At 65.8% G+C, this 23,607-nt stretch carries 20 protein-coding genes; 9 read left to right on the top strand and 11 right to left on the bottom strand.

Annotation, left to right across the window (positions count from 1 at the left end; translation table 11 throughout):
- Positions 1-137: 137 nt before the first annotated feature.
- The gene (gene rlxS / locus H7V21_RS11590; RefSeq protein WP_188053900.1) at positions 138-2,117 is read left to right on the top strand and encodes a relaxase/mobilization nuclease RlxS; all 1,980 of its coding nucleotides are present in this window, start codon (positions 138-140) and stop codon (positions 2,115-2,117) included.
- A 95-nt stretch (positions 2,118-2,212) separates the two neighbouring features.
- Here rlxS and H7V21_RS11585 read toward each other — a convergent pair whose 3' ends face one another.
- The 6 genes from H7V21_RS11585 to H7V21_RS11560 all read right to left on the bottom strand — a co-directional run bounded on the left by H7V21_RS11585 (position 2,213) and on the right by H7V21_RS11560 (position 11,772).
- Entirely contained in the window at positions 2,213-5,347 is a 3,135-nt protein-coding gene (locus H7V21_RS11585; RefSeq protein ID WP_188053899.1) for an efflux RND transporter permease subunit, read from the bottom strand.
- A complete protein-coding gene (locus tag H7V21_RS11580) occupies positions 5,344-6,900 on the bottom strand; it encodes an efflux RND transporter periplasmic adaptor subunit (protein ID WP_262503848.1) in 1,557 nt (518 codons plus the stop codon). Before H7V21_RS11580 ends, H7V21_RS11585 begins: the two co-directional genes overlap by 4 nt.
- Complete coding sequence (locus H7V21_RS11575; RefSeq protein WP_188053898.1) at positions 6,897-8,129, bottom strand: TolC family protein; 1,233 nt, start codon at positions 8,127-8,129, stop codon at positions 6,897-6,899. The genes H7V21_RS11580 and H7V21_RS11575 overlap by 4 nt, the downstream gene beginning before the upstream one ends.
- Positions 8,130-8,227: 98 nt before the next feature.
- Positions 8,228-8,620: a copper-binding protein gene (locus tag H7V21_RS11570; RefSeq protein WP_223177017.1), complete on the bottom strand. Its 393-nt coding sequence runs from the start codon at positions 8,618-8,620 to the stop codon at positions 8,228-8,230.
- Between the two features lie 122 nt (positions 8,621-8,742).
- On the bottom strand, positions 8,743-9,039 hold the full coding sequence (locus H7V21_RS11565) for a hypothetical protein (protein ID WP_188053897.1): 297 nt from the start codon (positions 9,037-9,039) through the stop codon (positions 8,743-8,745).
- A 60-nt stretch (positions 9,040-9,099) separates the two neighbouring features.
- Positions 9,100-11,772 carry an NAD-dependent epimerase/dehydratase family protein gene (locus tag H7V21_RS11560; protein WP_188053896.1) on the bottom strand — a complete coding sequence of 891 codons (2,673 nt, stop codon included), beginning with the start codon at positions 11,770-11,772 and terminating at the stop codon, positions 9,100-9,102.
- A 364-nt stretch (positions 11,773-12,136) separates the two neighbouring features.
- On the opposite strand from H7V21_RS11560, the gene H7V21_RS11555 reads away from it, so the two are divergent.
- Complete coding sequence (locus tag H7V21_RS11555; RefSeq protein WP_188053895.1) at positions 12,137-13,042, top strand: HEPN domain-containing protein; 906 nt, start codon at positions 12,137-12,139, stop codon at positions 13,040-13,042.
- Positions 13,043-13,115: 73 nt separating this feature from the next.
- Here the strand turns inward: H7V21_RS11555 and H7V21_RS11550 are convergent, their stop codons facing one another.
- Both H7V21_RS11550 and H7V21_RS11545 read right to left on the bottom strand, forming a co-directional pair.
- Entirely contained in the window at positions 13,116-13,283 is a 168-nt protein-coding gene (locus H7V21_RS11550; protein WP_188053894.1) for a CsbD family protein, read from the bottom strand.
- Between the two features lie 253 nt (positions 13,284-13,536).
- On the bottom strand, positions 13,537-13,740 hold the full coding sequence (locus H7V21_RS11545) for a heavy-metal-associated domain-containing protein (protein ID WP_188053893.1): 204 nt from the start codon (positions 13,738-13,740) through the stop codon (positions 13,537-13,539).
- Positions 13,741-13,879: 139 nt separating this feature from the next.
- Here H7V21_RS11545 and H7V21_RS11540 point away from each other — a divergent pair, with 139 nt between their 5' ends.
- The 6 genes from H7V21_RS11540 (at position 13,880) to H7V21_RS11515 (ending at position 21,091) form a co-directional block, all read left to right on the top strand.
- Positions 13,880-16,333: a heavy metal translocating P-type ATPase gene (locus H7V21_RS11540; RefSeq protein ID WP_188053892.1), complete on the top strand. Its 2,454-nt coding sequence runs from the start codon at positions 13,880-13,882 to the stop codon at positions 16,331-16,333.
- Between the two features lie 11 nt (positions 16,334-16,344).
- A complete protein-coding gene (cueR, locus tag H7V21_RS11535; protein ID WP_188053891.1) occupies positions 16,345-16,740 on the top strand; it encodes a Cu(I)-responsive transcriptional regulator in 396 nt (131 codons plus the stop codon).
- A gap of 69 nt (positions 16,741-16,809) precedes the next feature.
- Positions 16,810-17,220, top strand: a complete 411-nt coding sequence (locus H7V21_RS11530; protein WP_188053890.1) for a hypothetical protein — start codon at positions 16,810-16,812, stop codon at positions 17,218-17,220.
- A 480-nt stretch (positions 17,221-17,700) separates the two neighbouring features.
- Positions 17,701-17,985 (top strand): hypothetical protein, encoded by a 285-nt coding sequence (locus H7V21_RS11525; protein WP_188053889.1) that lies wholly within the window; start codon positions 17,701-17,703, stop codon positions 17,983-17,985.
- Between the two features lie 86 nt (positions 17,986-18,071).
- Entirely contained in the window at positions 18,072-19,880 is a 1,809-nt protein-coding gene (locus H7V21_RS11520; protein ID WP_188053888.1) for a copper resistance system multicopper oxidase, read from the top strand.
- Positions 19,877-21,091: a copper resistance protein B gene (locus tag H7V21_RS11515; protein WP_188053887.1), complete on the top strand. Its 1,215-nt coding sequence runs from the start codon at positions 19,877-19,879 to the stop codon at positions 21,089-21,091. The genes H7V21_RS11520 and H7V21_RS11515 overlap by 4 nt, the downstream gene beginning before the upstream one ends.
- Before the next feature lie 49 nt (positions 21,092-21,140).
- On the opposite strand, the gene H7V21_RS11510 is transcribed toward H7V21_RS11515, so the two are convergent.
- The 3 genes from H7V21_RS11510 to H7V21_RS11500 form a co-directional block, all read right to left on the bottom strand.
- Positions 21,141-21,698 carry a DUF305 domain-containing protein gene (locus tag H7V21_RS11510; RefSeq protein ID WP_188053886.1) on the bottom strand — a complete coding sequence of 186 codons (558 nt, stop codon included), beginning with the start codon at positions 21,696-21,698 and terminating at the stop codon, positions 21,141-21,143.
- Positions 21,699-21,739: 41 nt separating this feature from the next.
- The gene (locus H7V21_RS11505) at positions 21,740-22,105 is read right to left on the bottom strand and encodes a DUF411 domain-containing protein (RefSeq protein ID WP_262503847.1); all 366 of its coding nucleotides are present in this window, start codon (positions 22,103-22,105) and stop codon (positions 21,740-21,742) included.
- 179 nt (positions 22,106-22,284) lie between these two features.
- The gene (locus H7V21_RS11500; RefSeq protein ID WP_262503846.1) at positions 22,285-22,941 is read right to left on the bottom strand and encodes a DUF2231 domain-containing protein; all 657 of its coding nucleotides are present in this window, start codon (positions 22,939-22,941) and stop codon (positions 22,285-22,287) included.
- Positions 22,942-23,117: 176 nt separating this feature from the next.
- On the opposite strand from H7V21_RS11500, the gene H7V21_RS11495 reads away from it, so the two are divergent.
- Entirely contained in the window at positions 23,118-23,561 is a 444-nt protein-coding gene (locus H7V21_RS11495) for a four-helix bundle copper-binding protein (protein ID WP_188053885.1), read from the top strand.
- Positions 23,562-23,607 lie beyond the last annotated feature (46 nt).

The raw sequence follows: 23,607 nt of genomic DNA, 5'->3' as shown, positions 1-23,607 counted from the left end.
TCCGGCGGCACCGCCGACGCTGGACCGGTGCCGGTCAGAGCAAAAGTTCAGCATTTCCGCGGGCTTTGGCGGCACCGGTTTTCTTGGAGGGCAGCGCGCGCCATTTCGGATGGAAGGAAGCCGAACAGGAACGTGCGATGGCTGACGACGATGATTTCGAGCCGCATCTTGGGCGGATGCGCGCCAAGGGCGGCAAGCGTGGCCGCAAATATCTCCACCGCGTGCTCGCCGCCGCCAATCTCGCCCGGGGCGGTGCCTTCTCAGCGGGCGGCCGGCGCAGCTATTCCGGAAGCCGGATCGGGCGCGGCGGCGGGGTCGGACGGATGCTCGCCAGCCGCGACGCCTATGCCGCGTATCGCGCACGCCGGGTCATCATCAAATCGCGCATCGTCAAGCTCGCCGGAAAGGGCGCTGCCGGAGCCGCCGCGCATCTGCGCTATATCCAGCGCGACGGGACCACGCGCGAGGGCGCGCCGGGACAGCTCTATGACGCCGGCGGAGAGGGCGTCGACGGCAAGGCGTTCCTCGACCGCGGCCAAGGCGATCGCCACCAGTTCCGCTTCATCGTCTCGGCCGAGGACGGCGATCAATATGACGATCTGAAACCGCTCGCCCGGCGGCTTATGGCGCGGGTCGAAGCCGATCTCGGAACGCGGCTCGACTGGGTCGCGGTCGACCATTTCAACACCGGCCATCCGCACACGCACATCATGGTGCGCGGCCGCGACGATCGAGGCCGCGACCTCGTCATCGCCCGCGACTATCTGACCGCCGGCATGCGCGAGCGCGCCGCCGAGCTGGTTGACCTTGATCTGGGACCGCGCGACGACCGCGCGATCGAGGCGCGGCTGCGCGCCGAGATCGATCAGGAGCGGCTGACCGGAATCGACCGCCGGCTGCTCGCCGGGATGGATGCCGACAGGATCGTGTCTTCGGCCACCAGCCGTCCGTTCGAGCAAAGCCTGAGGGCGGGGCGGCTGGCGCGGCTCGCGCGCATGGGCCTGGCGGAGGACATCGGACGCGGCGCGTGGCGGCTCGCCGATGGCTTGGAGGAGACGCTGCGGCGGATGGGCGAGCGCGGCGACATCATCCGCACGATGCAGCGCGCCTTTGCCGAGCGTGGGGCCGCGCCCGCGCTTGCTGACCAGGCGATCTATGATCCGGCCGCTTCCGGCCCGCGGGGGCTGGTCGGCCGTGTCGTCGAGCGCGGCCTGTCGGACGAACTGCGCGATCGGCATTATCTGATCGTCGACGCGACCGACGGCCGCACGCATTATGTCGACATCGGGCGCGGCGATGCGGTCGCGCCGCTGGCCACCGATGCGGTGGTCAGGATCGCGCCGATTGTGAGCGGGCCAAGGCCGGCGGATCGCACGATCGCCGCGGTCGCCGAGGCCAACGCCGGGCGCTATTCGGTCGACGCGCATTTGGCCCAAGATCCGTCGGCAAGCGAGGCGTTCGCCGAGACTCATGTTCGCCGCCTCGAAGCGATGCGGCGCGCAGGCTTGGCGACCCGCGAACCAGATGGAAGCTGGTCGATCCCGGCGAACCATCTCGACCAGGTGTCGCGCTACGAGGCAGGGCGCGCGCGCGAGGCGCCGGTGCGCGTCGAATTGCTGTCACCTCGGCCGATCGAGCAACTGATCGGCGCCGATGCCGCCACCTGGCTCGATCGCGAGCTGGTCGCCGATACATCCGAGCCGCTGCGCGAGAGCGGATTCGGCGCGGCGGTCCGCAACGCGCAGGCGCGCCGCCGGCAATGGCTGATAGCGCAAGGTCTCGGCACCGAAGCCGATGGCGTCTTCGGCATCCGGCCTGACGCCATTGCCGTGCTCCAGCGCCGTGAGCTCCTGCGCGTCGCGGGGCAGCTATCCACCGAGCTTGATCTGACGTTCGCCGAGAGCAGTAGCGGCGATCGCGTCGAAGGCGTGCTGCGCCGTCCGGTCGAGCTGACGAGCGGGCGCTATGCGCTGGTCGCGAAAGCGAAGGAGTTCACACTGGTGCCGTGGCGGCCGGTGCTCGATCGACATGTCGGCAAGTCCGTCTCCGGCATCATGCGCGAACGGGGCGTCAGCTGGTCGATCGGCCGTGGACGCGGCGGCCCGACAATCTCGTGATGCAGGAGCGGTGAACGTCCACCGTTGCGGCGACAGGATGTTCCGCTCGGAATCGCCTATGCTGGCTGCGCTCCGGACGCCGCCGATGGTGACTCTTAATCGCGACCTCCGCTGACGAAGCGCTGGTGGCCGAGCAGCTTGTAAATTGCCGGCAGCACGAACAGCGACAGCAGCGGCGCCGTGATCATGCCGCCGATCATCGGCGCCGCCAGGCGTTGCATCACCTCCGAGCCGGTGCCGGTTCCGATCAGTAGGGGAAAGAGACCGGCGAGGATGACGGCCACGGTCATCGCCTTCGGTCGCACCCGCAGCACCGCGCCATCCATCAGTGCCTCGTCGAGATATTCCGGTTTCGAGAAGCGCCCCGCGTCGACGCGCTCCTCGATGGCGCGGTCGAGATAGACGAGCATGACCACGCCGAACTCCGCCGCCAGCCCGGCAAGGGCGATGAAGCCCACCGCCGTGGCGATCGAAACGGCGTGGCCGAGGAGATAGATGAGCCATACGCCCCCAACGAGCGCAAACGGCAAGGTCAGCAGGATGATCAGCGGCTGGCGCGCCCGGCCGAAGGCGAGAAAGAGCAGCAGAAAGATGATGCCGATCGTCGCCGGGACCACCCACATCATTCGCTCAGCGGCCCGCTGCGCATATTCGAACTGGCCCGACCAGGCGACTGAGTAGCCAGGCGGGAGATCGATCGCTCCGGCGACGCGCTCTTGTGCTTCGTTGACATAGCCGACGACGTCGCGGTCGCGGACATCGACATAGACCCAGACCGACGGCTGGGCATTCTCGCTCTTGATCATCGTCGGCCCGTCCTCGATCGCGATCTCCGCGACCGTGCCAAGCGTCACGACCGCTCCGGAAGGCGCGATGATCGGAATCTGGCGAAGCGCCTGGACGCTGTCGCGGGTCTCGCGCGGGAAGCGGACCTCGATCGGGAAACGGGCGAGGCCCTCGATCTTCTCGCCGATCTGCTCTCCGCCCACGGCGGTCGCGGCGGTCGCCTGGATGTCCTCGACCGACAGTCCGTAGCGAGCGGCGGCGAGACGATCGATCTCGATATTGATATAGCGGCCGCCGGAGATGCGGTCCGACACCGCCGAGCTTGTTCCCTCGATCCCCTTGACCACCTGCGCAACCTGCCGGCCGAGACGGTCGAGCGTCCCAAGATCGGGTCCCGAAATTTTGACGCCGACCGGCGTCTTGATGCCGGTCGCCAGCATGTCGATGCGATTGCGGATGGGTTGGACAAAGACGTTGGCGAGCCCCGGTATCCTGAGCTTGGAATCCAGCTCCTCGATGATCGTCTCCATCGTCATGCCGGGCCGCCACTCGCTCTTGGGCTTGAGCTGGATCATCGTCTCGAACATTTCGAGCGGGGCGGGGTCGGTGGCGGTGTCGGCGCGGCCGGCCTTGCCGAACACCGTCTTCACCTCCGGCACGGTCTTGATGATCCGGTCGGTCACCTGCAGCAACTCTGAGGCTTTCGACGCCGAAAGGCCGGGCAAGGCCGTCGGCATGTAGAGGATGTCGCCCTCGTTCATCGGCGGCATGAACTCGCCGCCGAGCTGGCTTGCCGGTATGAGGGACAGCGCCAACGCGGCGGCGGCAATGCCCACGGTCAGCTTTGGCCGGCGCAGCACCCACGCGAGACCTGGCCGGTAAGCGGCGATCAGGGCCCGGTTGACCGGATTGTCGCTCTCGGGACGGATGCGGCCCTTGATGAACATCAGCATCAATACCGGAACGAGCGTAATCGAAAGCCCCGCCGCCGCCGCCATCGCATAAGTCTTGGTGAAGGCCAGCGGCTTGAACAGCCGCCCTTCCTGCGCCTCCAGCGTGAACACGGGCAGGAACGAAAGCGTGATGATGAGGAGCGAGAAGAACAGCGCCGGGCCAACCTCTACCGCTGCCTCGGTGAGCACCTGTCGGCGCCTCGGCTCGGTGAGCGTTCCCTCTTCGACCTTGGCATGTTCGAGCTTCTTGTGCGCGTTCTCGATCATGACCACCGCCGCATCGACCATGGCGCCGATGGCGATGGCGATGCCGCCCAGCGACATGATGTTGGCGTTGACACCCTGGAAATACATGACCGTGAACGCCGCCAGCACGCCCAGCGGCAACATGATGATCGCTACCAGCGCCGAGCGAAGATGAAGGAGGAACAGGGCGGTCACGAGCGCGACGACGAGAAACTCCTCGAACAGCTTCTCCCACAGATTCTCGACCGCCCGCTCGATCAGCGAAGATCGATCGTAAGTTGTGACCACCTCGACCCCCGGCGGCAGCCCGTCCTTGATCTCGGCTAGCTTTTCCTTGACGCGCTCGATGACCGACAGCGTGTCGGCGCCTTGCCGAACGACGATGATCCCGCCGACGACCTCGCCCTCGCCGTTGAGCTCGGCGATGCCGCGCCGGAAGTCGGGAACGATCTGCACCCGTGCCACATCGCCGATCGTGACTGCGGTCCCGCCTTCCGCCGACAGCGGGATATTCCGGAAGTCGTCCAAATCCTCCAGATAGCCGCCGACGGTGACCATATACTCGGCTTCGGCACGTTCGATGACCGCGCCGCCGGCCTCGTTGTTCGCCTGCTGAACGGCTTCGATCACCTCCTGGGCGGAGACGCCGTAAATCTGCATCCGATCCGGATCGAGCTGGATCTGGTAGGCCCGGACCATACCGCCGAGCGACGCCACCTCGGCGACGCCGGGAATTTCCTTCAACTGGTACTTCAGGAACCAGTCTTGCAGCGCCCGGAGCTGCCCCAGATCATGCTGCCCGGTCCGGTCGACGAGCGCATACTGAAATGCCCAGCCCACGCCCGTGGCGTCGGGCCCGAGCGCCGGCGAAACGCCTTCGGGAAGGAGATTGCCGGCCTGGCTCAGATATTCGAGCGTGCGGGAGCGCGCCCAATACAGGTCGGTCCCGTCCTCGAAGATGACGGTGACATAGGAATCGCCGAAGAAGGAATAGCCGCGCACCGCCTTCACCTTCGGCACCGACAACATCGTCGTGGTCAGCGGATAGGTGACTTGGGCCTCGACGATCTCCGGCGCCTGCCCCGGATAGGGCGTGCGGACGATCACCTGGACGTCCGACAGGTCGGGAATGGCGTCGAGCGGCGTGCGCGACACCGAGTAAGCGCCGGCGAGGGTGATGAAGAGGGCGCCCAAGAGGACGAGCAGCCGGTTCGCCGCCGACCAGCGGATGATGTGCGCGATCACTGGCCGGCATCCCGCGACAATTGCCCGATCACATAGGCGCCGCCTTGCTGAGTCTTGGGAAAGGCGAAATCGACCCGGTCGCCGCGCTTGAACCCGCGAAGCATCGCGGCCTCCCGCACGCCGAAGGTCATCGTCATCGCCGGCCAGTTCATCGTCGGGATCGGCCCGTGCGCGATGGTGATGCGCCGCCGCGGCGCGTCGAGCGACTGGATGGTGCCCGTGCCTCGGGCGAGCTGCGCGGTCGACTCTTCACCTGCAGGAGTCGCCGCTTCGAGACGATTGATCACGCCGGACAGCGATGCTTCGGAGTCGATCAGGAACTGCCCCGAGAGCACGACCTCGTCGCCGGGCTCGAGGCCGCTCAGGATTTCGGTGAAGCCGTTCGCCACCGTGCCGGTTTGTACCTCGACCGGCACGAAGGCGCCGTCCCGCCTGGTGACGACGACAGTCCGCTCTCCGGTTGCGATGACCGCCTCGCTCGGCACCGTCAGCGTCATCCCGCCCGTTCCCTGCACGATCACATTGGCGAACATGCCTTCCTTCAATCGAAGGCCCGGATTGGCGAGCGTGACACGGACGCGCGCGGTGCGGGTCTCGGGATTGAGCGAGGGATAGATGTAATCGACGCTCCCCTCGCGCACCTCGCGGGGATAGGCCGCGAAGCTCACGTCGACCGGTTGACCGACCTTCACCGCAGCGAGAGCCGCTTCGGGGATTTCGGCCACCACCCAGACCCGCGACAGGCCGGCGATGGTGACGATCGACTGGCCTGGCTCGACCCTGGCGCCGGGGCGGGCGCCGATCTCCGTCACGATCCCGGAGGCAGGCGCGAAGACGGCGTAGGTGCGCTGCGGCGCGCCGCCGCTTTCGAGCCGCTGGATAGCGCCGCCGGAAAGTCCGAGCAGCCGCAGACGGTCGCGCGCCGCCTGCCTGAGGCTTGCGGGCGCCACATCGCGCGACATGCCAAGCAGCGATTTATATTCATGCTGGGCAGTGAGCAGCTCGGGCGAATAGACGCTCGCGATCCTCGACCCCGCTTGCACCGGCTCGCCTTCGGCCCGCACCGTCAGACTTTCGACAAAGCCGGGAGCGAAGGTCTGCACCTCCTCGATCATACGTTCATCGATCTGCACCCGGCCCACGCCTCGCACAGTCGGCGCGAGATCGCGCACCTGAGCCTCGCCGATACGCACGCCAAGGCTCTGCGCCATCGCCGGCGACACTCTCACCCCGCCGTCGGTGGCCCCATCCGCATATTTGGGGATGAGCGCCATGTTCATCGACGACTTGCCGGGGGCGTCGTATCGCTCCATCGGAATCATCGGATCGTACCAGTAGAGCACGCGCTGGCCGGAGCCGTCCTGAACGACACCATCGATGGTTTCGCCTTGCGCACCGGCGGACGATCCATTCTCGGTGAACAGCCCGGATGAACCGGCCCAATAGCCGGCACCGGCGGTCGCAATCGCCAGCGCGAGCCCGGCGCCGATCATCGTGCGCTTCTGGCGGTCCATGGAACGGAGCGGTCCGATAATGCGATCAGCCACCATCATGCGCACTCCTCGGCATAGAAGCTCAGGTCGGCGCTTGCGCGGGCGAGCGCGGCACGCTGCTCGATGGCGTCGAGCACGGTTCGGGTCGTGCGTTCGCTGGCGGCCTGGACGTCCGTCACCGCAGGCTGGCCGCCGGCGACCCTTGCCTCCAAAGCGCGCTCGACCGCCTCCAAGGCCGGCAAGGTGTCACTAAGGGCGGTCGTGAGCCGTGCGTTGGCCTCGCTCCATTGCGCCCAAGCCTGCTCGAAATCCGATACCACTTCGCGGCGCGTATCCTCCGCCCGATCGCGAGCCGCGGCGGCCAACTCCGAAGCCTCGGCGATCCGGCGATTCTGCAGACGCGATTTGTTGAACGGCAGATCGATGGTGACCTGGAGCGTCACCATGTCCGATCGCCCGCCGCCGCGCTGGCCGTACATCGCCGACCAACCCCAGTCGGGCTTGCGCTCCGCGCGTGCAATATCGATGCTACGCTCCGCCACCGTCTCACGGCGCCGCGCTACCTCGATCAGCGGATGCTCCGCCACCGCCGCTAGGGCCAGCTGCTTGTTTGAGGGCCGGCAGATGGGGAGCTGTTTCGTCGAGAGCGGCCGCTGGGCAGCATCGCCGATCCACCTCGCGAGCATCGCGCGGCCCGCGGTTTCGGCGTCCTTGGCCGCGAGCATCTCGCCGCGAGCGGCCGATATATCGGCTTCGATGGCGATGACATCCGCCGGCGTGGCACTTCCGTCGAGAATGCCGCCCTCGACGAGTGACTGACGTGCCTCCAGCTTTTCGACGAGGAGTCCGAGCACCTCACGCTTCTGCTGGGCCTCGATGATCGCGATCCAGCCGAGCATCACCTCGCGTTGGATGCGGCGCGCGAGCACATCCTGCTCGGCGAGCGAAACGGCGGCTTCTGCCAGATAACGCGCCGACGCGGCGTCTCGCTTTGCTTCCCTGACCTGGGTGCGCATGATGCCGATCGATTTCATGGTCATGAAATCGGCGCCGAGGTCGAATGCTTCGGACCCGGTGACCGGCAGGTTCTGAATGCCGATCGTCAGCTGTGGATCGGGAAGCTGTCGCGCGGCGACCGCGGCCTCCTCGGCCGCTCGGGCGGTCCGCGCGAAAGCGTTGAGCGCAGGCTGTCGCTCGACAGACAGCGCGAGCGCCTCATCGAGACTGAGCTTGGCCTGGGCTTGGGCGAAGATGGGCTGCGGCTGGGCGACAGCGAAGGCGAGCGCCACTGCCACCGATCCACGCCAAGGAGAGGCGAAAGATTTCATGAGTGTTTGTTCCTGCCAGCGGGGGACGAAAGGCCGGTAAGCCTCCCTCCGCCCCGTGCTCAGTTCCTGGTCAGCGAGGTCAGAACATAGCCGCCGTCCGCCTGACGGAAGGCGAACGACACCCGGTCCCCGGCCGCAACACCGGCGAGGATGTCCGGGCCGTCGGCCTGGAACGTCATCGTCATGGCGGGCCATTGCAGGTCCGGCACCGGACCATGCGAGATCGTCACCGTCTCACTGGCAACAGCCGTCACTTCGCCACTTGCCGAATAATCCGCGTCCTGCGACGCGGCCTCCGGCCGTTCTGCTGGAACAGTCGTCTCTTCGCGCGATGCGCTTGGTTGTTCGCTACAGGCCGCAACGCTCGAAAATAGCGCCACCGCGCCGGCCAAATAAATCTTGTTCATCGAATTACCCTCGTCGACGCCGATCCGCCCAATGCCGCTGCTCATCAGCAGCGCGTCACAGGCAATGCCTGGTGAGAGGCCGGCGCTTGGATCGCCAAAACTGACTTGCGAATGGGCTCAGCGCCCATCGCACCTGCACGGCTGCCGCGCGGGAGCCGTGCTCAAAATCAGCCGAGCGTGGGTTTTGGAGGAGGGTCGATCGCGGTCGGGTTCACGGAGTGAAGGGCGCTGGCCGTCGGCATCCAGGCGCGGGCGCTGGTGAGCAGAACAGACGGCTCAGGCAAGCTATCGGGAGGAACCAGCGCGGCAGGACAGGAGACCGCGCAGTCGGGTGTGCAGCAACCCATGTCGTCGTGGTCGGCAGGGCTTCCCATCGCGGCTCCGGCCATCGCGCAGTCAGGCGCTGGCGCGGCGAACGCCGGACCAGAGCTGCCGATCAGCGACAGCGCGATCAGTATGGCCAAGATGAACCTTGTCACTCTTCAAGCCTACGCCGGCGTCGCTTCATGTCAAATCCTGACCGACTAGATGACATATTTGTCCCATCCCGCGTAATGCTCGCGGCTCCGCTTTCCTCTCGGCAGGCTCAACGCCATCAATGCGAGGCCGATCACCACACTGGCGGCTGTCGCGGAGCCGTCGGCGCCCTCGAGCAGGAACGGCGCGGCGACGAGCCAGGCGCCGAGCGCGACATTGATGAAGCGCAGGATTCTCGCGACCTCGGCCGTGGCGATAATGGCGATCGTAATGACGAGCGCACCAACCAGATGGTCGCTATTCGCCATCGCGCCCTCGGTGCCGAATACCAGCCTCGTCAGCATCAGAAACGCGCCGATCACCGTGCTGACGGCCAGCGTCCAGGGAAGCGTCACGCCCCGTCTGGCTTCGGCCCAGGCGGCTGTGGGAGACGCGGACAGCGCATCGGCGGTATCTTCTTCACCCCTGTCCACCGCGTCGCCTTTGAAGAACGTCCGGATCAGTGGTTTGCCGCGGCGATGGGCCCAGTAGAGGAACTGTCCCATGGCGATGACCTCGTCCAGTGCGAAGGGTATCATGACGACCATGGCTAGCCCGGCAATCAATGCGGGCGTGCTCCACGTGCCGATCATGATCGGCTGGATGATGATGAAGTAGATCGAGATGACCCCAAGCGGGATCACCAATATGCCGAAGAAGGTGACCATCCAGGGCATCGTCCGCCAGCGGTCGCGGGTGCCCATAACCGCCATCAGGATCTCGAACATGTAGCTCACCGCCCCGAGCCCCGCGTCGGGGATCGGCCAGGCCTTGGAAACATCGGAGGTGATGATCTCCTCGGTGCCGTTCCGGGGATCGGCGGGCGAGCCCATGAAGAACGGCTCCCAGGCGGAATCGATGTGCCCGAGCTGATATGCGGTCAGCATGCGCGAGATAAGGAGGCCGACCAGGCCGAGCGCGACGATCGGAAAGCGCTGGGCAGCGGTGGACGGGCCATAGGTCCAGCCCGGCGGAATGGACTTGGGATCCATCATGCCGGCCATGCTCATCCCCGGCATCATCGGCACGAGCACCGACAAGGCGATCGCCAGCGCGCCGACGAGCATGTCGTTCTGATATTGGGCCGCGCTCGGACTCCAGAAGACCAGCGGCGCGAGCAGCAACCATATGCCGACAAAACAGGCCGCCCACTGGCCGAACCACGCGGTCCGCTTCGAAAGCGACATCGCTCCGAACAGCATCAGCAGCATGCCGCTGATCACATCGCTGGCCATCAACACGCCCGTCCGCCATTCGACGGACGGCAGCCCGCGATCGACGGTGACGGCACGAACGGCGTCGTCCACGGTCCCACTCGTCACGGCGTCGTAGACCAGCGGACTTGCGGCAAGCCAGGCGCCCAGACCGATCATCGCAAAATGCACCCAGCGCGTGCGGCGTGCGTCGGCATCCATCATGGCCATATGATCGTGGCCGCCTTCATGCGCGGGCTCGGCATCATGCTTGCGGCTCGCATCTTCAGATTTGCCGCCGCCCTTGGCGTGATCCATCGCCATGTGATCCATGCCAGGCTTGGCGTCGGCATTATGCTCGGCATGGTCGGACGCGACGGGCCGCTGCCCGTACCAGGCGACCAGGGCCGGATTGAGCTTGTTGGCCTTGTACCAGCCTTGCGGGTCCCGCTTGAGCGCCGCGACCATCTTCGGAAGCACATCGCGCAAGCGATGCTTCGGCTTCCAGTCGAGAAGCTGCCGCGCCCGGTCGATGTCGAGGACATAATGGTCGTTGCTCGCCTCGACCATCCACGACTTGATCGAGCTATCCTCGCCGAGCACTTCATTTTGCACCCAGGCGCCAGCCTTTGCGATCGGCTGCGGAATCCGGAATGTGTCCCATCCTTCGCCGTGAAGGGTGCAGCCGATGATGTCCTGCACCTCGGCATAGCCGAGCGCCTCCGGCTCGCCGACGAGCAGCGGGGTTTCGGCAGGCAAATCCCGGCGCCGCTGCACCGCTTTTTCGATCGCATTGGTGAGGTCGTCGAGATGCACGAAGGACTGACCCGCGCAGAGCATGCCCGGATAGACATGCCCGATCAGCCGATGCTCGTAGATGCGGGCGATCTGCTCAGCGATGAAGGGCTGATGCCCCTCATCCTCATAGACGCCGGCGATGCGCAAAAAGACCACGGGAATGTCGCCGTGCCGGTCCCGAAGAACGGCCTCGGTTCGGGCCTTGGATTCCGGGTATGCCCAACTCGGATCGATCGGCGAATTCTCGTCGATGCGCTCCTCGGGGCTGTCCGTCGCCCGGTGGACGAGCATCGTGCTCGCATAGACGAACTGCTCGACTTCGAAGCTCTGCAAGGCGTCGAGCAGACGCCTGGTGCCCTCGACCGTGATCTTTTCGTAGAGCGGGTTAGGCTCCCCCGATACGTCGTAATAGGCGGCGAGGTGAATGACCGACACGATCCGGCTGCCGAACCGATCCCTGACCTCTTCCAGTGCCTTGCGGACAGTCTCATCCGAGCCAAGATCGAAATCGATCGCCACTGCCGGTGACGGAGGATCGGGCGGGCCGGCGCGGTCGAGGCCGATAATCTTATATTTTTTGCCGAGCCTTTCGACGACGGCGGAGCCGATGAAGCCGCTCGCTCCGGTAACGAGAACGACGCCGGCTTTGTTGTCGCTCGCGGCGCCCGGAGTAGCAGCTTCCTCTGTCATGAGATTCCCCTGCTTTGCGTACGGGCGGCCGCTGCGATAACTTGCTGATCGCACACGAAGTGCCGCTTCCCGTTCACTATACGCGTCAGCGTGGCCTACCCCTCGGCGAAATATGACGCTGGGGCAGGCGGTCGGCGGCAGTCACGGTGTCCGACGAGCCGAGCCTTGAGAACGTGCTTGAGGGCACGCGCCGGTGCCTTACGCCACAAGGGCTCATATGCGCATCGGCAACCCGGTTCGCCGGACAGCACATGGATAAGTCAAAGACCGGTAGTGCGACAAGGTCGGACCTCGATACCGCGCGGCGGGAGACAAATCCCTGCCGCCCTTGCCTTCGCGGATTTACCTGCGAGAATCAGGAACGATGCGGACGGATATCGATCATTTGCCGGAGGCGCAGCGCGCCGAGCTGGAACGGGTGCAGGACGTGCTCATGGCGGAGTTCGCCGAGGCCACGTCGCGCGCCACCTCGGCGCATCGCCGGAACGGCAAGATTTACAAGATCATCCTGTTCGGCAGCTATGCACGCGACGACTGGGTCGATGAGCCCGAGAATGGCTACCAGTCGGATTACGACCTGCTGGTGATCGTCAGCCACGGCGACCTCACCGACATCGCGCATTACTGGTATGTCGCCGAGGACAAAATCCTGCGCGACGCCGCGATCGACCGGCCGGTCAACATCATCGTCCACTCGCTCGAAGAGGTGAACCAGGGGCTCACGCGCGGTGAATATTTCTGGGTCGACATCGCCCGCGACGGAATCGTGCTCTACGACCTGCCGTGTCATCCACTCGCCACCCCACAGCCTTTGACGGCATCCGATGCGCATCGGATGGCGGAGGAGTATTTCCAAGATTGGCTAACTAAGGTCGATGATGCGATCGAGATCGCCGAATTCTGCTTGGAGAAGGCGAAGTGGAAGGATGCGGCTTTCACCCTCCATCAGGCGACCGAACGCGCATACATCTGCTTCCTGCTGGTCCGAACCCTCTATTTCCCGCGCTCGCACAACATCAAGTTCCTGCGTTCCTTGTCCGAGGACAGCGAGCCGAAGCTGATCGCAGCCTGGCCGCGCGACGCGCGTATCGACCGTCGCCGGTTCGAGCTGCTCAAGCGCGCCTATGTCGAGGCACGCTATTCGTCGAACTACCGGATCGACCCCGACGATCTCGATGCGGTGCTGGCGTCGGTCCGCTCCCTGCGCGACATCGTTGCCCAGGTTTCGCGCGATCGGCTTACTGAGCTGGAAGGGGTTGCGCAGGCCTGACAGCAGGCTCTTGCTACAAAGAGAAACCGCCGCCGGTTTCCCAGCGGCGGCGGCAACATCTTGTTGAGCGGGATCAAAGGTCGTTGATCACGCCCTTCGCTTTCCCCTTCAGCTCCTGGCCTTCGCCTTTGGCTTCCTGCTTTTCGCCTTCGCGCCGGACGCTCTCGTCGTCGCTCTCTTGCTTGGCATCGCCTACCGCTTGGTTGACCTTGCCTTTTGCCTTGTCGGTGAATTCACCCATGTCGAGTTCCTCGTTCCACCAGCGCGCCGAAATTGACCTGCCGTACGTGTCGTGAGTCCAACGGTGCGGCGGCGGGCGAAGTTCCGATCGTGCCAAATGGCGCGCCGGTGGAGCGACGCGCCCGCGGCATGCGCCTGCGTGCATGCTGTGTCGTGATGGGCATGCGCGGAGTGGTCGTGGTCCATATGGGCTTTCCCCGTCGAGGGCTGGCGGCCGCGCGGGCAGAACCGCGCGGCCGCGGGTTCCGTTCCGGTCAGGCGTCCTGGCGCTCGACCTCGTAGCCGGCGCTCTCGATCGCGGCCGCGATGGTGGCGGCATCCACGTCGGTTTCTACCGACACGCGCTTGGTCGCGAGATCCACCGTAGCGAGCGCGCCCGGCGCGACGCCGTGCACGGCATTGGTTACCCACCGGACGCATCCGCCGCAGATCATGCCCGAAACCTTCAACTCGATCATGTTGGTTCTCCTTCAGTCGAAGGCGAATGTGGGGTTTGACATCGTGGCAAGGTCAAGCGGCATCGGCCGGCGGGAATTGCTTGACCCTAACATGATGTCAGACTCCATATACAGGATCGACTCGATGAGGAGACGACTGATGGATGCGCTCACGCTGCCGCCGCGAGCCGAAAATGAAACGGCGGACAGCCTTGTTCTGCCGATCGAGGGGATGACCTGCGCCTCCTGCGTTGGGCGGGTTGAGCGCGCGATCGCCCAGGTGCCCGGCGTTACCGGCGTGTCGGTCAATCTCGCGACCGAAAGGGCGGAGGTTCGCTTCGACGAAGGCCGCGCGGATCCCGCCGCGTTGGCGGACGCGGTCTCGAAGGCCGGCTACACGCCTGGCCGAAGCGTCACCGAACTGTCGATCAGCGGCATGACCTGCGCATCGTGTGTCGGCCGCGTCGAGAAGGCACTCAACGCCGTCCCCGGCGTGCTGAAGGCCGAGGTCAATCTCGCGACCGAGACTGCCCGGATCGAGGCGGTCGCCGCGACATCCTCGGCCGACCTTATTCGCGCGGTCGAAAGGGCCGGCTACGCCGCGGCGGCCCGGGTCGTGCCTGCGTCCGGTCAGACCGGGGAGGAGGAGGCGCGCCGCGCCGCGAGCGCAAGGCGCGAGCTCCAACATGTCCTCATCGCTGCGATCCTGTCGCTGCCGCTTGTGCTCCCGATGCTGCTGGCGCCGTTCGGGATCGATGCCGCCATTCCGGGTTGGGCGCAGCTCGTGCTGGCGACGCCTGTCCAGTTCTGGCTTGGGGCGCGCTTCTACCGGGCCGGATGGAAGGCGCTCAAGGCGCACACCGGCAATATGGACCTGCTGGTCGCAATCGGCACGTCCGCCGCCTACGGCCTGAGCCTCTACCAGCTGCTTGTCCCGCCGATGGATCATGGTGGGGGCGGCCATTATTATTTCGAGGCCTCGGCCGTCGTCATCACCCTCGTTCTGCTCGGCAAATGGCTCGAGGGCCGCGCCAAGCGCCAGACCGGCGCGGCGATCCGCGCGCTGATGGCGCTCCGGCCCGAGCGCGCGCGCGTCGTAGGCGACGATGGGCAAGAGGTCGAACTGGCGGTCGAACAGGTGCGGGTCGGCGATGTCGTCCGCATTCGTCCAGGCGAGCGCGTGCCGGTCGACGGGCGGCTAATCGAAGGCGCGACGAGCGTCGATGAGTCGATGCTGACCGGCGAAAGCATGCCGGTAGCCAAGAACGTCGGCGACCCGCTCACGGGCGGGTCGATCAATGGCGAAGGACTGATCCTGGTCGAGACCGGCGCGGTCGGCGCCGAAACGACGCTCGCGCGGATTGTACGGCTGGTCGAAAGCGCGCAGGGCGCCAAGGCGCCGATCCAGCGCCTCGTCGACAAGGTGAGCGCGGTGTTCGTGCCGGTGGTGCTCGGCATCGCCGTCCTCACTTTCGCGGGATGGCTGATAGCCGGCGCGGGCGTCGAAACGGCCATCCTCAACGCGGTTGCCGTGATGGTGATCGCCTGCCCCTGCGCGCTCGGCCTCGCCACGCCGACCGCGATCATGGCGGGAACCGGCGTCGCCGCCCGCGCCGGCGTGCTCATCAAGGACGCCGAGGCGCTCGAAACCGCCCATAGGATCGACGCGGTGGCGTTCGACAAGACAGGCACGCTTACCGAGGGCAAGCCGTCGCTGGTCGCCGCCTTTCCGGCCGCGGGGACCGAGGAACAGCGCCTGATGGAACTTGCCGCGGGGCTTCAGAGCGGCAGCGAACATCCGCTCGCCCGCGCGGTCCTTGCCGCGGCTGAGGCGCGGCGGGTCGGAGGCGCGCCGGTCAGGCATCTGAAAGCGCTCCCCGGACGCGGGATTGCCGCCGAGGTCGACGGCCGCTCGCTGCTGCTTGGAAGCGGACGGTTGATGGACGAGGAAGGCGTCGACCGCGGCGCGCTGGCCGGGGAAGCCGAGACGTTGGAACGCGAAGGCCGTTCGGTTTCCTGGGTGGCCGAGGTCGCACCGGCCAAGCGGCTCATCGGATTGCTTGCCTTCGGCGACGAGGCGAAGCCGTCTTCGCGCGAGGCGATCGCTTCCCTTCATGCACGTTCGATCCGCAGCATCATGCTGACCGGAGACAATCAGGGCGCCGCGAACGCCGCCGCAGCCAAACTTGGGATCGATGAGATCGTCGCCAACGTGCTGCCCGAAGGCAAGGCGGACGCTGTGGCGGCGCTTCGCAGCGGGAGCCGAACGGTCGCGATGGTCGGCGACGGCGTGAACGATGCCCCGGCGCTCGCCGCCGCCGATGTCGGGATCGCCATGTCGACCGGCACCGATGTGGCGATGCACGCGGCCGGCATCACCCTCATGCGCGGCGATCCGCGGCTCGTCGCCGACGCGATCGACATTTCGCGGCGCACGTACTCGAAAATTCGCCAGGGCTTGTTCTGGGCGTTCATCTACAACGTGGTTGGCATCCCGCTGGCGGCGCTCGGCCTGCTCAGTCCGGTGATCGCGGGCGCGGCGATGGCGTTTTCGAGCGTCAGCGTGGTCGCGAACGCACTGACGCTGAGACGCTGGCGGCCGTCGGCAGCCTGAGGAGACTATCCATGAACATCGGCCAGGCATCGAAGCAGTCGGGCGTGAGCCAACGGATGATCCGCCATTACGAGGCGATCGGGCTGATTCCGAAGGCGGCACGGCGGGACTCCGGGTATCGCGACTATGACGACAAGGACGTGCACACGCTGCGGTTCATCCGGCGCGCGCGCGATCTCGGCTTCCCGATCGAGGAGATCGGCCAGTTGCTGGCGTTGTGGCAGGACAAGGCTCGCGCTAGCGCTGACGTGAAGGCGCTCGCCATTGCGCGCGCCGACGAGTTGAAGCGCAAGGAACGCGAAATCCAGGCGATGCGCCGCTCGCTCGAAACGCTGGCGCGTGAATGCCACGGCGACAACCGGCCCGACTGTCCGATCCTCGTGGAACTGGCGAGCGAGCAGCAATGAAGACCAATGATCGAATGCCGGCGGCGGATCGCGAAGAGGGCGCGCTGGATCGAGGCATCAGTGCCTCCGATGCCGCGCGAGGCGGCGGACGCGCGTTATGACGCCGCGCTCACCCTGCTGGTGTCGCGCTTCCTGCCGGGAAACTCCGAGAAGCAGGCTTTCATCTCGGCGATCGCCGAATCGCTCGCTCCGAATGCGCCGCTCCTGATCGCGGACCCGTTCCGCTCCGAGCATTCACAGGAGACCGCGCCTGTGCTGCGCGACGCCTGGGCACGCCAGAGCAGCGCAAGCGCGGAAGTCATCGCGCAGATGAGCACGCGGATGGCGCGGGATTTTCACCCGGTCGACGAATCCACGCTCGCACGAATGGCCGGAGAGGCCGGGCTCACCGCGCCAGCACGGCTGTTCCAGGCGCTCGATTTCAAGGCGTTCGTGCTGCGAAAGGCGGATGCGTGTCCGCAGGCCGCTTCTCGTGCTTGACCTTATCACCATGTCAAACTCTAGAAGGGCGGCTAAAGGAGCGGAATCGGTGTCAGCCACGGCCGGAGCATCTGTCAGGACCGCACGAAGGGCGCTTTGCGCGCTCCTGGTCGCGTTCGCGATGCTTCTCTCGCCTGCTGCAATGGCGAGCGGGAAGGCTGCGGCGATGCCACACGGCAATGCGGTTACGACGCTCGCGCTCGACGGCCACTGTGCCGGCGACGATGCGCCGGTCGGCCACGAAGCCCCCGATCCCGGCATGAATTGCGCCGTTGCCTGCGCCGCATTCCCGGCGGTCCCGCCGCTCGTTGGAGAACCGTGGCAGCCAATGCGCATTGAGCATATGGCAGCGGGGCACCGCCAGCTATCGGCGATCGTGCTTGAGGGGGAAACGCCGCCTCCGCGTATGACTCCGAGGATCTGAGTTCTTCTCACTTCTTTCGGAGATTACACATGAAGATGATGCTTGCCGCGATCGCGATGATGATCGCCTCGCCCGCCTTTGCGCAGACAGCTGCGCCGTCCGATGCGCATGCCCAGCACGCCCCGCAGACCGGCGCAGCCGACCACGCCGCGCACATGGACCACGCAAACGGACATGAGGGTCACGACATGGCCGGAGGCTGCTGCGAAAAGGACGCAGACGGAAAGATGGCCTGCTGCGAAAAGATGAAGGCCGAAGGCAAGAAGATGGCCTGCTGCGAGAAGGCGGCGGATGCGCCCGCGGCTGATCCGCATGCCGGCCATGATATGAGCCAGCACTGAGAATGATCGAACCGGGAGGCGGCCGATCTGCCTCCCGGCTCGTTCAGCGAACATTGGGCTCCTTCGGGGAGCCGAGGACAAAAACCATGAACCAGATGATCCACCGCCGATCGCTGCTGCGCGCCGGCGCGGCCGGCGCGGCCGGCCTGGGCTTTGCGGGCCTGTTTCCCGCCTGGGCGCAGTCCGGCTCGCCGGGGCTCACGCCGCAGATGCCGACCCTCTCGGGCGAGGATATCCGCCTCACCGTCGGCCACAGCCGCTTCAACGTGGGCGGGCGCACCGGCCATGCCATCACCCTGAACGGTGTGCTGCCCGCGCCTCTCATTCGCCTGCGCGAAGGGCAGAATGTCCGCATTCATGTCGAGAACACGCTCGACGAGGACACGTCGATCCACTGGCACGGCTTCATCCTGCCGTTCCACATGGACGGCGTGCCGGGCATCAGCTTTCCCGGCATCCTGCCCGGGACGACGTTCACCTATGAATTTCCGATCGTCCAGAACGGCACCTATTGGTATCACAGCCATTCGGGATTGCAGGAACAGAGCGGCCATTACGGGCCGATCGTGATCGATCCCGCCGGCGCGGATCCGGTCGCCTATGACCGCGAACATGTGATCGTCCTGTCCGACTGGACCTTCATGCATCCGCACAATGTGATCGGGAAGCTCAAGCAGCAGGGCGGCTATTTCAACCGCGAGCGGCAGACGCTCGCCGGCCTGATCGGCGGCGAAGACGATCTCGCCCGCACCATGCCCCTCAGCGAGCGGTTGATGTGGGGCAAGATGCGGATGGACCCGACCGACATCGCCGACGTCACCGGCGCCACCTACACTTTTCTCATCAACGGCCATGGACCGGCGGAGAACTGGACCGGGCTCTTCCGTCCCGGCGAGCGCGTGCGACTGCGCTTCATCAACGCCTCGGCGATGACCATCTTCAATATCCGTATCCCGGGTCTGCCGATGACGATCGTCAGCGCCGACGGCCAGAACGTCCGGCCGGTCGAAACCGACGAGTTCCAGATATCGGTCGCCGAAACCTACGACGCGATCGTCACGCCGACCGAAGACAAGGCGTTTACCTTGGTTGCGGAGTCGATCGACCGTTCAGGCCTCGGCCGCGCGACGCTGGCGCCGCGCCTGGGCATGCAGGCGCCGGTGCCGCCACTCCGCCCCAAGCCGGTGCTCGGTATGAAGGACATGGGCATGGGCGGGATGGACCACGGATCGATGCCCGGCATGGACCACGGATCGATGCCCGGCATGAATCACGGCAGCGGCGGCGGCTCGATGGCCGGCATGGAAGAAGGCGCGATGTCGATGAGCCACGACATGCGCGATGAATCGCTTGTGCCCCCCGACGTGAAGGTGGGCGTGGGCGTCGACATGATCGCGCCGATGCCGGTCGACCGCACCGGCGACAAGCCGCTGGGCCTCGAGGACGTGCCGCACCGGGTGCTGACTTACCACCAGCTCGCGCCGCTGATACCGTTCCATGACAAACGCGAGCCGACCCGCAGCGTCGATATCCACCTCACCGGCAACATGGAGCGCTTCATGTGGTCGTTCGACGGCGTGAAGCTCAACGAAGGGGCCGAACCGATCCGCTTCGCCCGCAACGAACGCGTCCGCGTCAACCTCATCAACAACTCCATGATGAGCCACCCCATCCACATCCACGGCCATTTCTTCGAGGTCGTGACCGGGATGCCGCATGGAAATCCCGTCAAGCACACGGTGAACGTGATGCCCGGCGGCAAGGCCAGCTTCGATCTCACCGCCGATGCGCCCGGCGACTGGGCGTTCCACTGCCACCTCCTTTACCACATGCACGCCGGCATGATGAATGTCGTCAAGGTCCGGCCCATGGACGATGAAGGAGGTGCGGCATGAAGCGCTTCCTCCTCGCGCTCAGCGCTTCCGCGCTTGCGTTCCCCGGGGCGGCTTTCGCGCAGCACGCCGGGCATTCCGCGCCGGCATCCGCGCAGGACGCCCATGCCGGCCACCAGAGCGAGCCGCCGCCGACGCCCGCTCCTGCCCCTGCACAATCGACCTGCACGCCCGAGCACGCCGCGATGGGCCACTGCACGATGCCGACCGCGGCCCCGGAATCATATCCGCATGCCGGCCATGCCGAACCCGCCGGTCAAGCGCAGGATGCCGATCCGCACACCGGACACGTCATGCCTTCGACTCCTGAGCAGCCGGCGGCCGACCCGCACGCCGGCCATGACATGCCCGCGGCTCCGCCCGCCCAGGCAAGTGATCCGCACGCAGGGCACGGAATGCTCGAGCAATCGGCCGATCCCCACGCCGGCCACGCCATGCCGGGAATGGCTGCGACGGACGCGCCACCCGTGGCGCCGCCGCCGCCCGAGGCCTTCTCCGGACCCGAGCACGCCGCTGCCACGATCTACGATCCCGCGCTGTTCGAGCGAAAGCGTCAGGAAGAGCTGATCGAGGAGCATGGCGGCTACGTCACGTGGATGTTCCTCGCCGACCAGTTCGAATACCGCGCCCGCGACGGCGCGGACGGCTACAAGTGGGATCTCCAGGGCTGGTACGGGGGCGACTACGACAAGCTCTGGCTCAAGAGCGAAGGCGAAGGCGCATTCGGCGAAAGTCCCGAACAGGTCGAGGTGCAGGCGCTCTACAGCCGCGCGATCGATCCGTGGTTCAATCTCCAGGCCGGTATCCGCCACGATTTCCGGCCCGATCCCGAACGCACGCACTTGGTGCTCGGCATCCAAGGGCTCGCGCCCTACTGGTTCGAAGTCGACGGCTCCTTGTTCCTCTCGGACAAGGGCGAGCTCACCGCGCGCTTCGAGGCGGAATACGACCAGCGCATCACCCAGAAGCTGATCCTCCAGCCAGCGTTCGAATTCGACCTCTCGGCCCAGGACGTGCCCGAGCTCGGCATCGGTTCCGGCCTCTCGACCGCCGAAGTCGGCGCGCGCCTGCGCTACGAGTTCGTGCCGGAGTTCGCGCCCTATATCGGCGTCGAATACGAACGGGCCTTCGGCGATACGGCCGATTTCAGGCGAGCAGCCGGGGAGGACGCAGGGGGCTGGAGCCTGCTTGTCGGCATCAGAAGCTGGTTCTAGGCCGAGCGGGACGAGTGAATCTTCAAAGACCAGTGAGGGCTTGGTGCCCTCACTCCACCGCTTTGCGTATTTCGGGCAGCATGTCCGGCGTAACGACGGCCTGCCGTGCTGGCAGCGCCGTCGTCCCGCGCTCGCCGTTACGCTCGATATCCTCGATCAGGAGCTTCATCTCCGCGATCTCCCGGACCTGACTTGCGATGATCTCGTCCGCGAGTTCGCGGACGCGCGGATCGCTGATGGCGGCGCGGCGGGCATTGTTGATCGCGATCGAGTGGTGGGGGATCATGGCCTTCATGAACAGCGTATCGCCGACCAGCGCCTGGCTCCGGTTGACCGCGAGCAGGCCGATTCCGGCGACGAGCGCGACGGCAAGGACGCCGACCTTGAGCGCCATGCCTTTGTACATCGACCACATGAAGCCGAGCATGACGATGGTCATGACGCTGCCCATGATGAAGGCCGAGATCAGCCGATTGAGGCTGAACATCAGATGCTCGGACGAATAGACCAGCTGATACATCAGGAAGAACATGATGAAGGTGGATGCCGCGATCATCGCCGCGAACCGGTTCCATCCCATGCTCTCCATCTTCTTGCCCTGTTCCATGTCTGTATCCTCGCTTTTACGCAGGTAAATGCTCCAGTTGCCTAAGGCCTGAAAATCTCCGTCCGGCCGTTCTTGTAAAACGCGACCACCTGGAAAGGCTCCTTGCTCCCGTCCGGAACCTCCATTCCCGGGGAGCCGATCGGCATTCCCGGAACGGCTATCCCGCGCATGCCGGAGGGACGCTCGCGAAGCATGCGTGCCACCTGGTCCAGCGGGACATGGCCCTCAACCACATATTCGCCGACCAGGGCGGTGTGACAGGAAGAAAGCTCTGGCGGAACGCCGAGCCGCTGTTTCACCGCTGCCATGTTCGGATCGTCGAGCAGCGTGACCTGGTAGCCGTTCTGCTCGGCGATGCTGGCCCAGGCCTCACAGCATCCGCAACTCGGGTCCCGATAAACGGTCATGGCCTTCGGAGCGCCCGCATCCGGCTCGTTCGTCGAGGACTGTTCCGGCTTTGACGCAGCCGTCTCGGCGCGAGAACATCCGGTGAGAGCGATTCCAAGCGCCAGACCGCCGTAGATGAGGTCCCGTCTCGAAAGCGCGTGGCAAGTGGATCGTGCAGTGTCCAAATCAATCTCCAAGGTCAAAAAGCCATATGACCGATACCGCCATGCATGAAGGTGCCGCCGAGCCAGCCCTGGACCGCAATGGCGATCGTCAGCACGCCGAGCACCGCCCAATAGGCTCGCCGCGGCCGCTCTGGCATCCTGCGAGCGGTTGCCGAAAGATAGAGAAGCACCAACCCGGCAACGGCGATTGCCGTTCCCAGCCACCGATGCGCCATAAGAATGGGATTGCGGTCGGTGAGATAAAAGCCGCCCGCGAACCAGCCGAGGGACGCCGCCGCGACCGCGCCGACCGCGCCGACGATGAGCATCACCCGCGCGGCGCCCTGCAGCTCTGGCCGGCGGCGCCACAGCGCGTAGAGCTCGACCCCGAGCGCGCCTAGGAACATGGCGATCGGGAAGTGGATGACGAGACTATGGAGTCGGCCGAGCCAGCTCACCAGACGTTGGCCGAACGTCTTGTTCGCCTCGGCCGCCTCGGCATGATGCTCCATCGCCTCACCGTGCGCCGCCGCCATCTCGGTATGGGCCGCTGCGCTTCGCTCGCGCGCTTCGTCGGCGACATTGGCTTCCACAGCCGGTCCAGGCCCCGCGCCGAGCTGGTCATGATTCTCGTGCGCTGCCACGGGCGGCGCAGCGAACAGCAGGAACAATGCGGCAACCTTGAGCAACACTCGATTTTGCATAGAAACCTACGCCCTCCACAAACTGCTATACGCGGTGGCGGCGGTTAGCCCTCGAATGCGGCATCGATTGATCCTGGTTAAGAAGGAAATCCAAGGGTTCGGCGCTGCGGGCGCGTAGGAGTGAGAGAGCGGGGGTCGATCCAACCACTCCAGGAGATGCGACCATGCACCATATGCAAGAAATGATCTCGGCCCACCCTCAAGTGCAGGGCAACACGAACGACGCACTGATCCGCTGCATCGAAGAATGTTTCTCATGCGCGCAGAGCTGCACATCCTGCGCGGACGCCTGTCTCGGCGAGGAGATGATCGAGCAGCTGCGGCAGTGTATCCGCCTTAACCTCGACTGCGCCGACCTCTGCCTTGCGGCAGGCACTCTCGCGACGCGCCGGACGGGCAGCAACGAGCAGGTGATCGTCGCCGCTCTGGAGGCGTGCGCCCAGGCCTGCCGGACATGCGCCGCTGAGTGCGAGCGCCACGCCTCCATGCACGAGCATTGCCGCATCTGCGCCGAATCATGCCGCCGCTGTGAGGAGGCGTGCCGCACGGCCGTCGAGTCGATCTCGGCCGGGGTGTCCTCGGGCACCGAAAGCCTGATTGCATCATGACTGCACCGGGGAACGGTGCCGATGGCCGACATCGTTTCCCGCGCAA

Source organism: Sphingosinithalassobacter sp. CS137 (assembly GCF_014334115.1).
Lineage (GTDB): Bacteria > Pseudomonadota > Alphaproteobacteria > Sphingomonadales > Sphingomonadaceae > Sphingomonas.
This window is presented reverse-complemented; position numbering and strand designations above follow the sequence as displayed.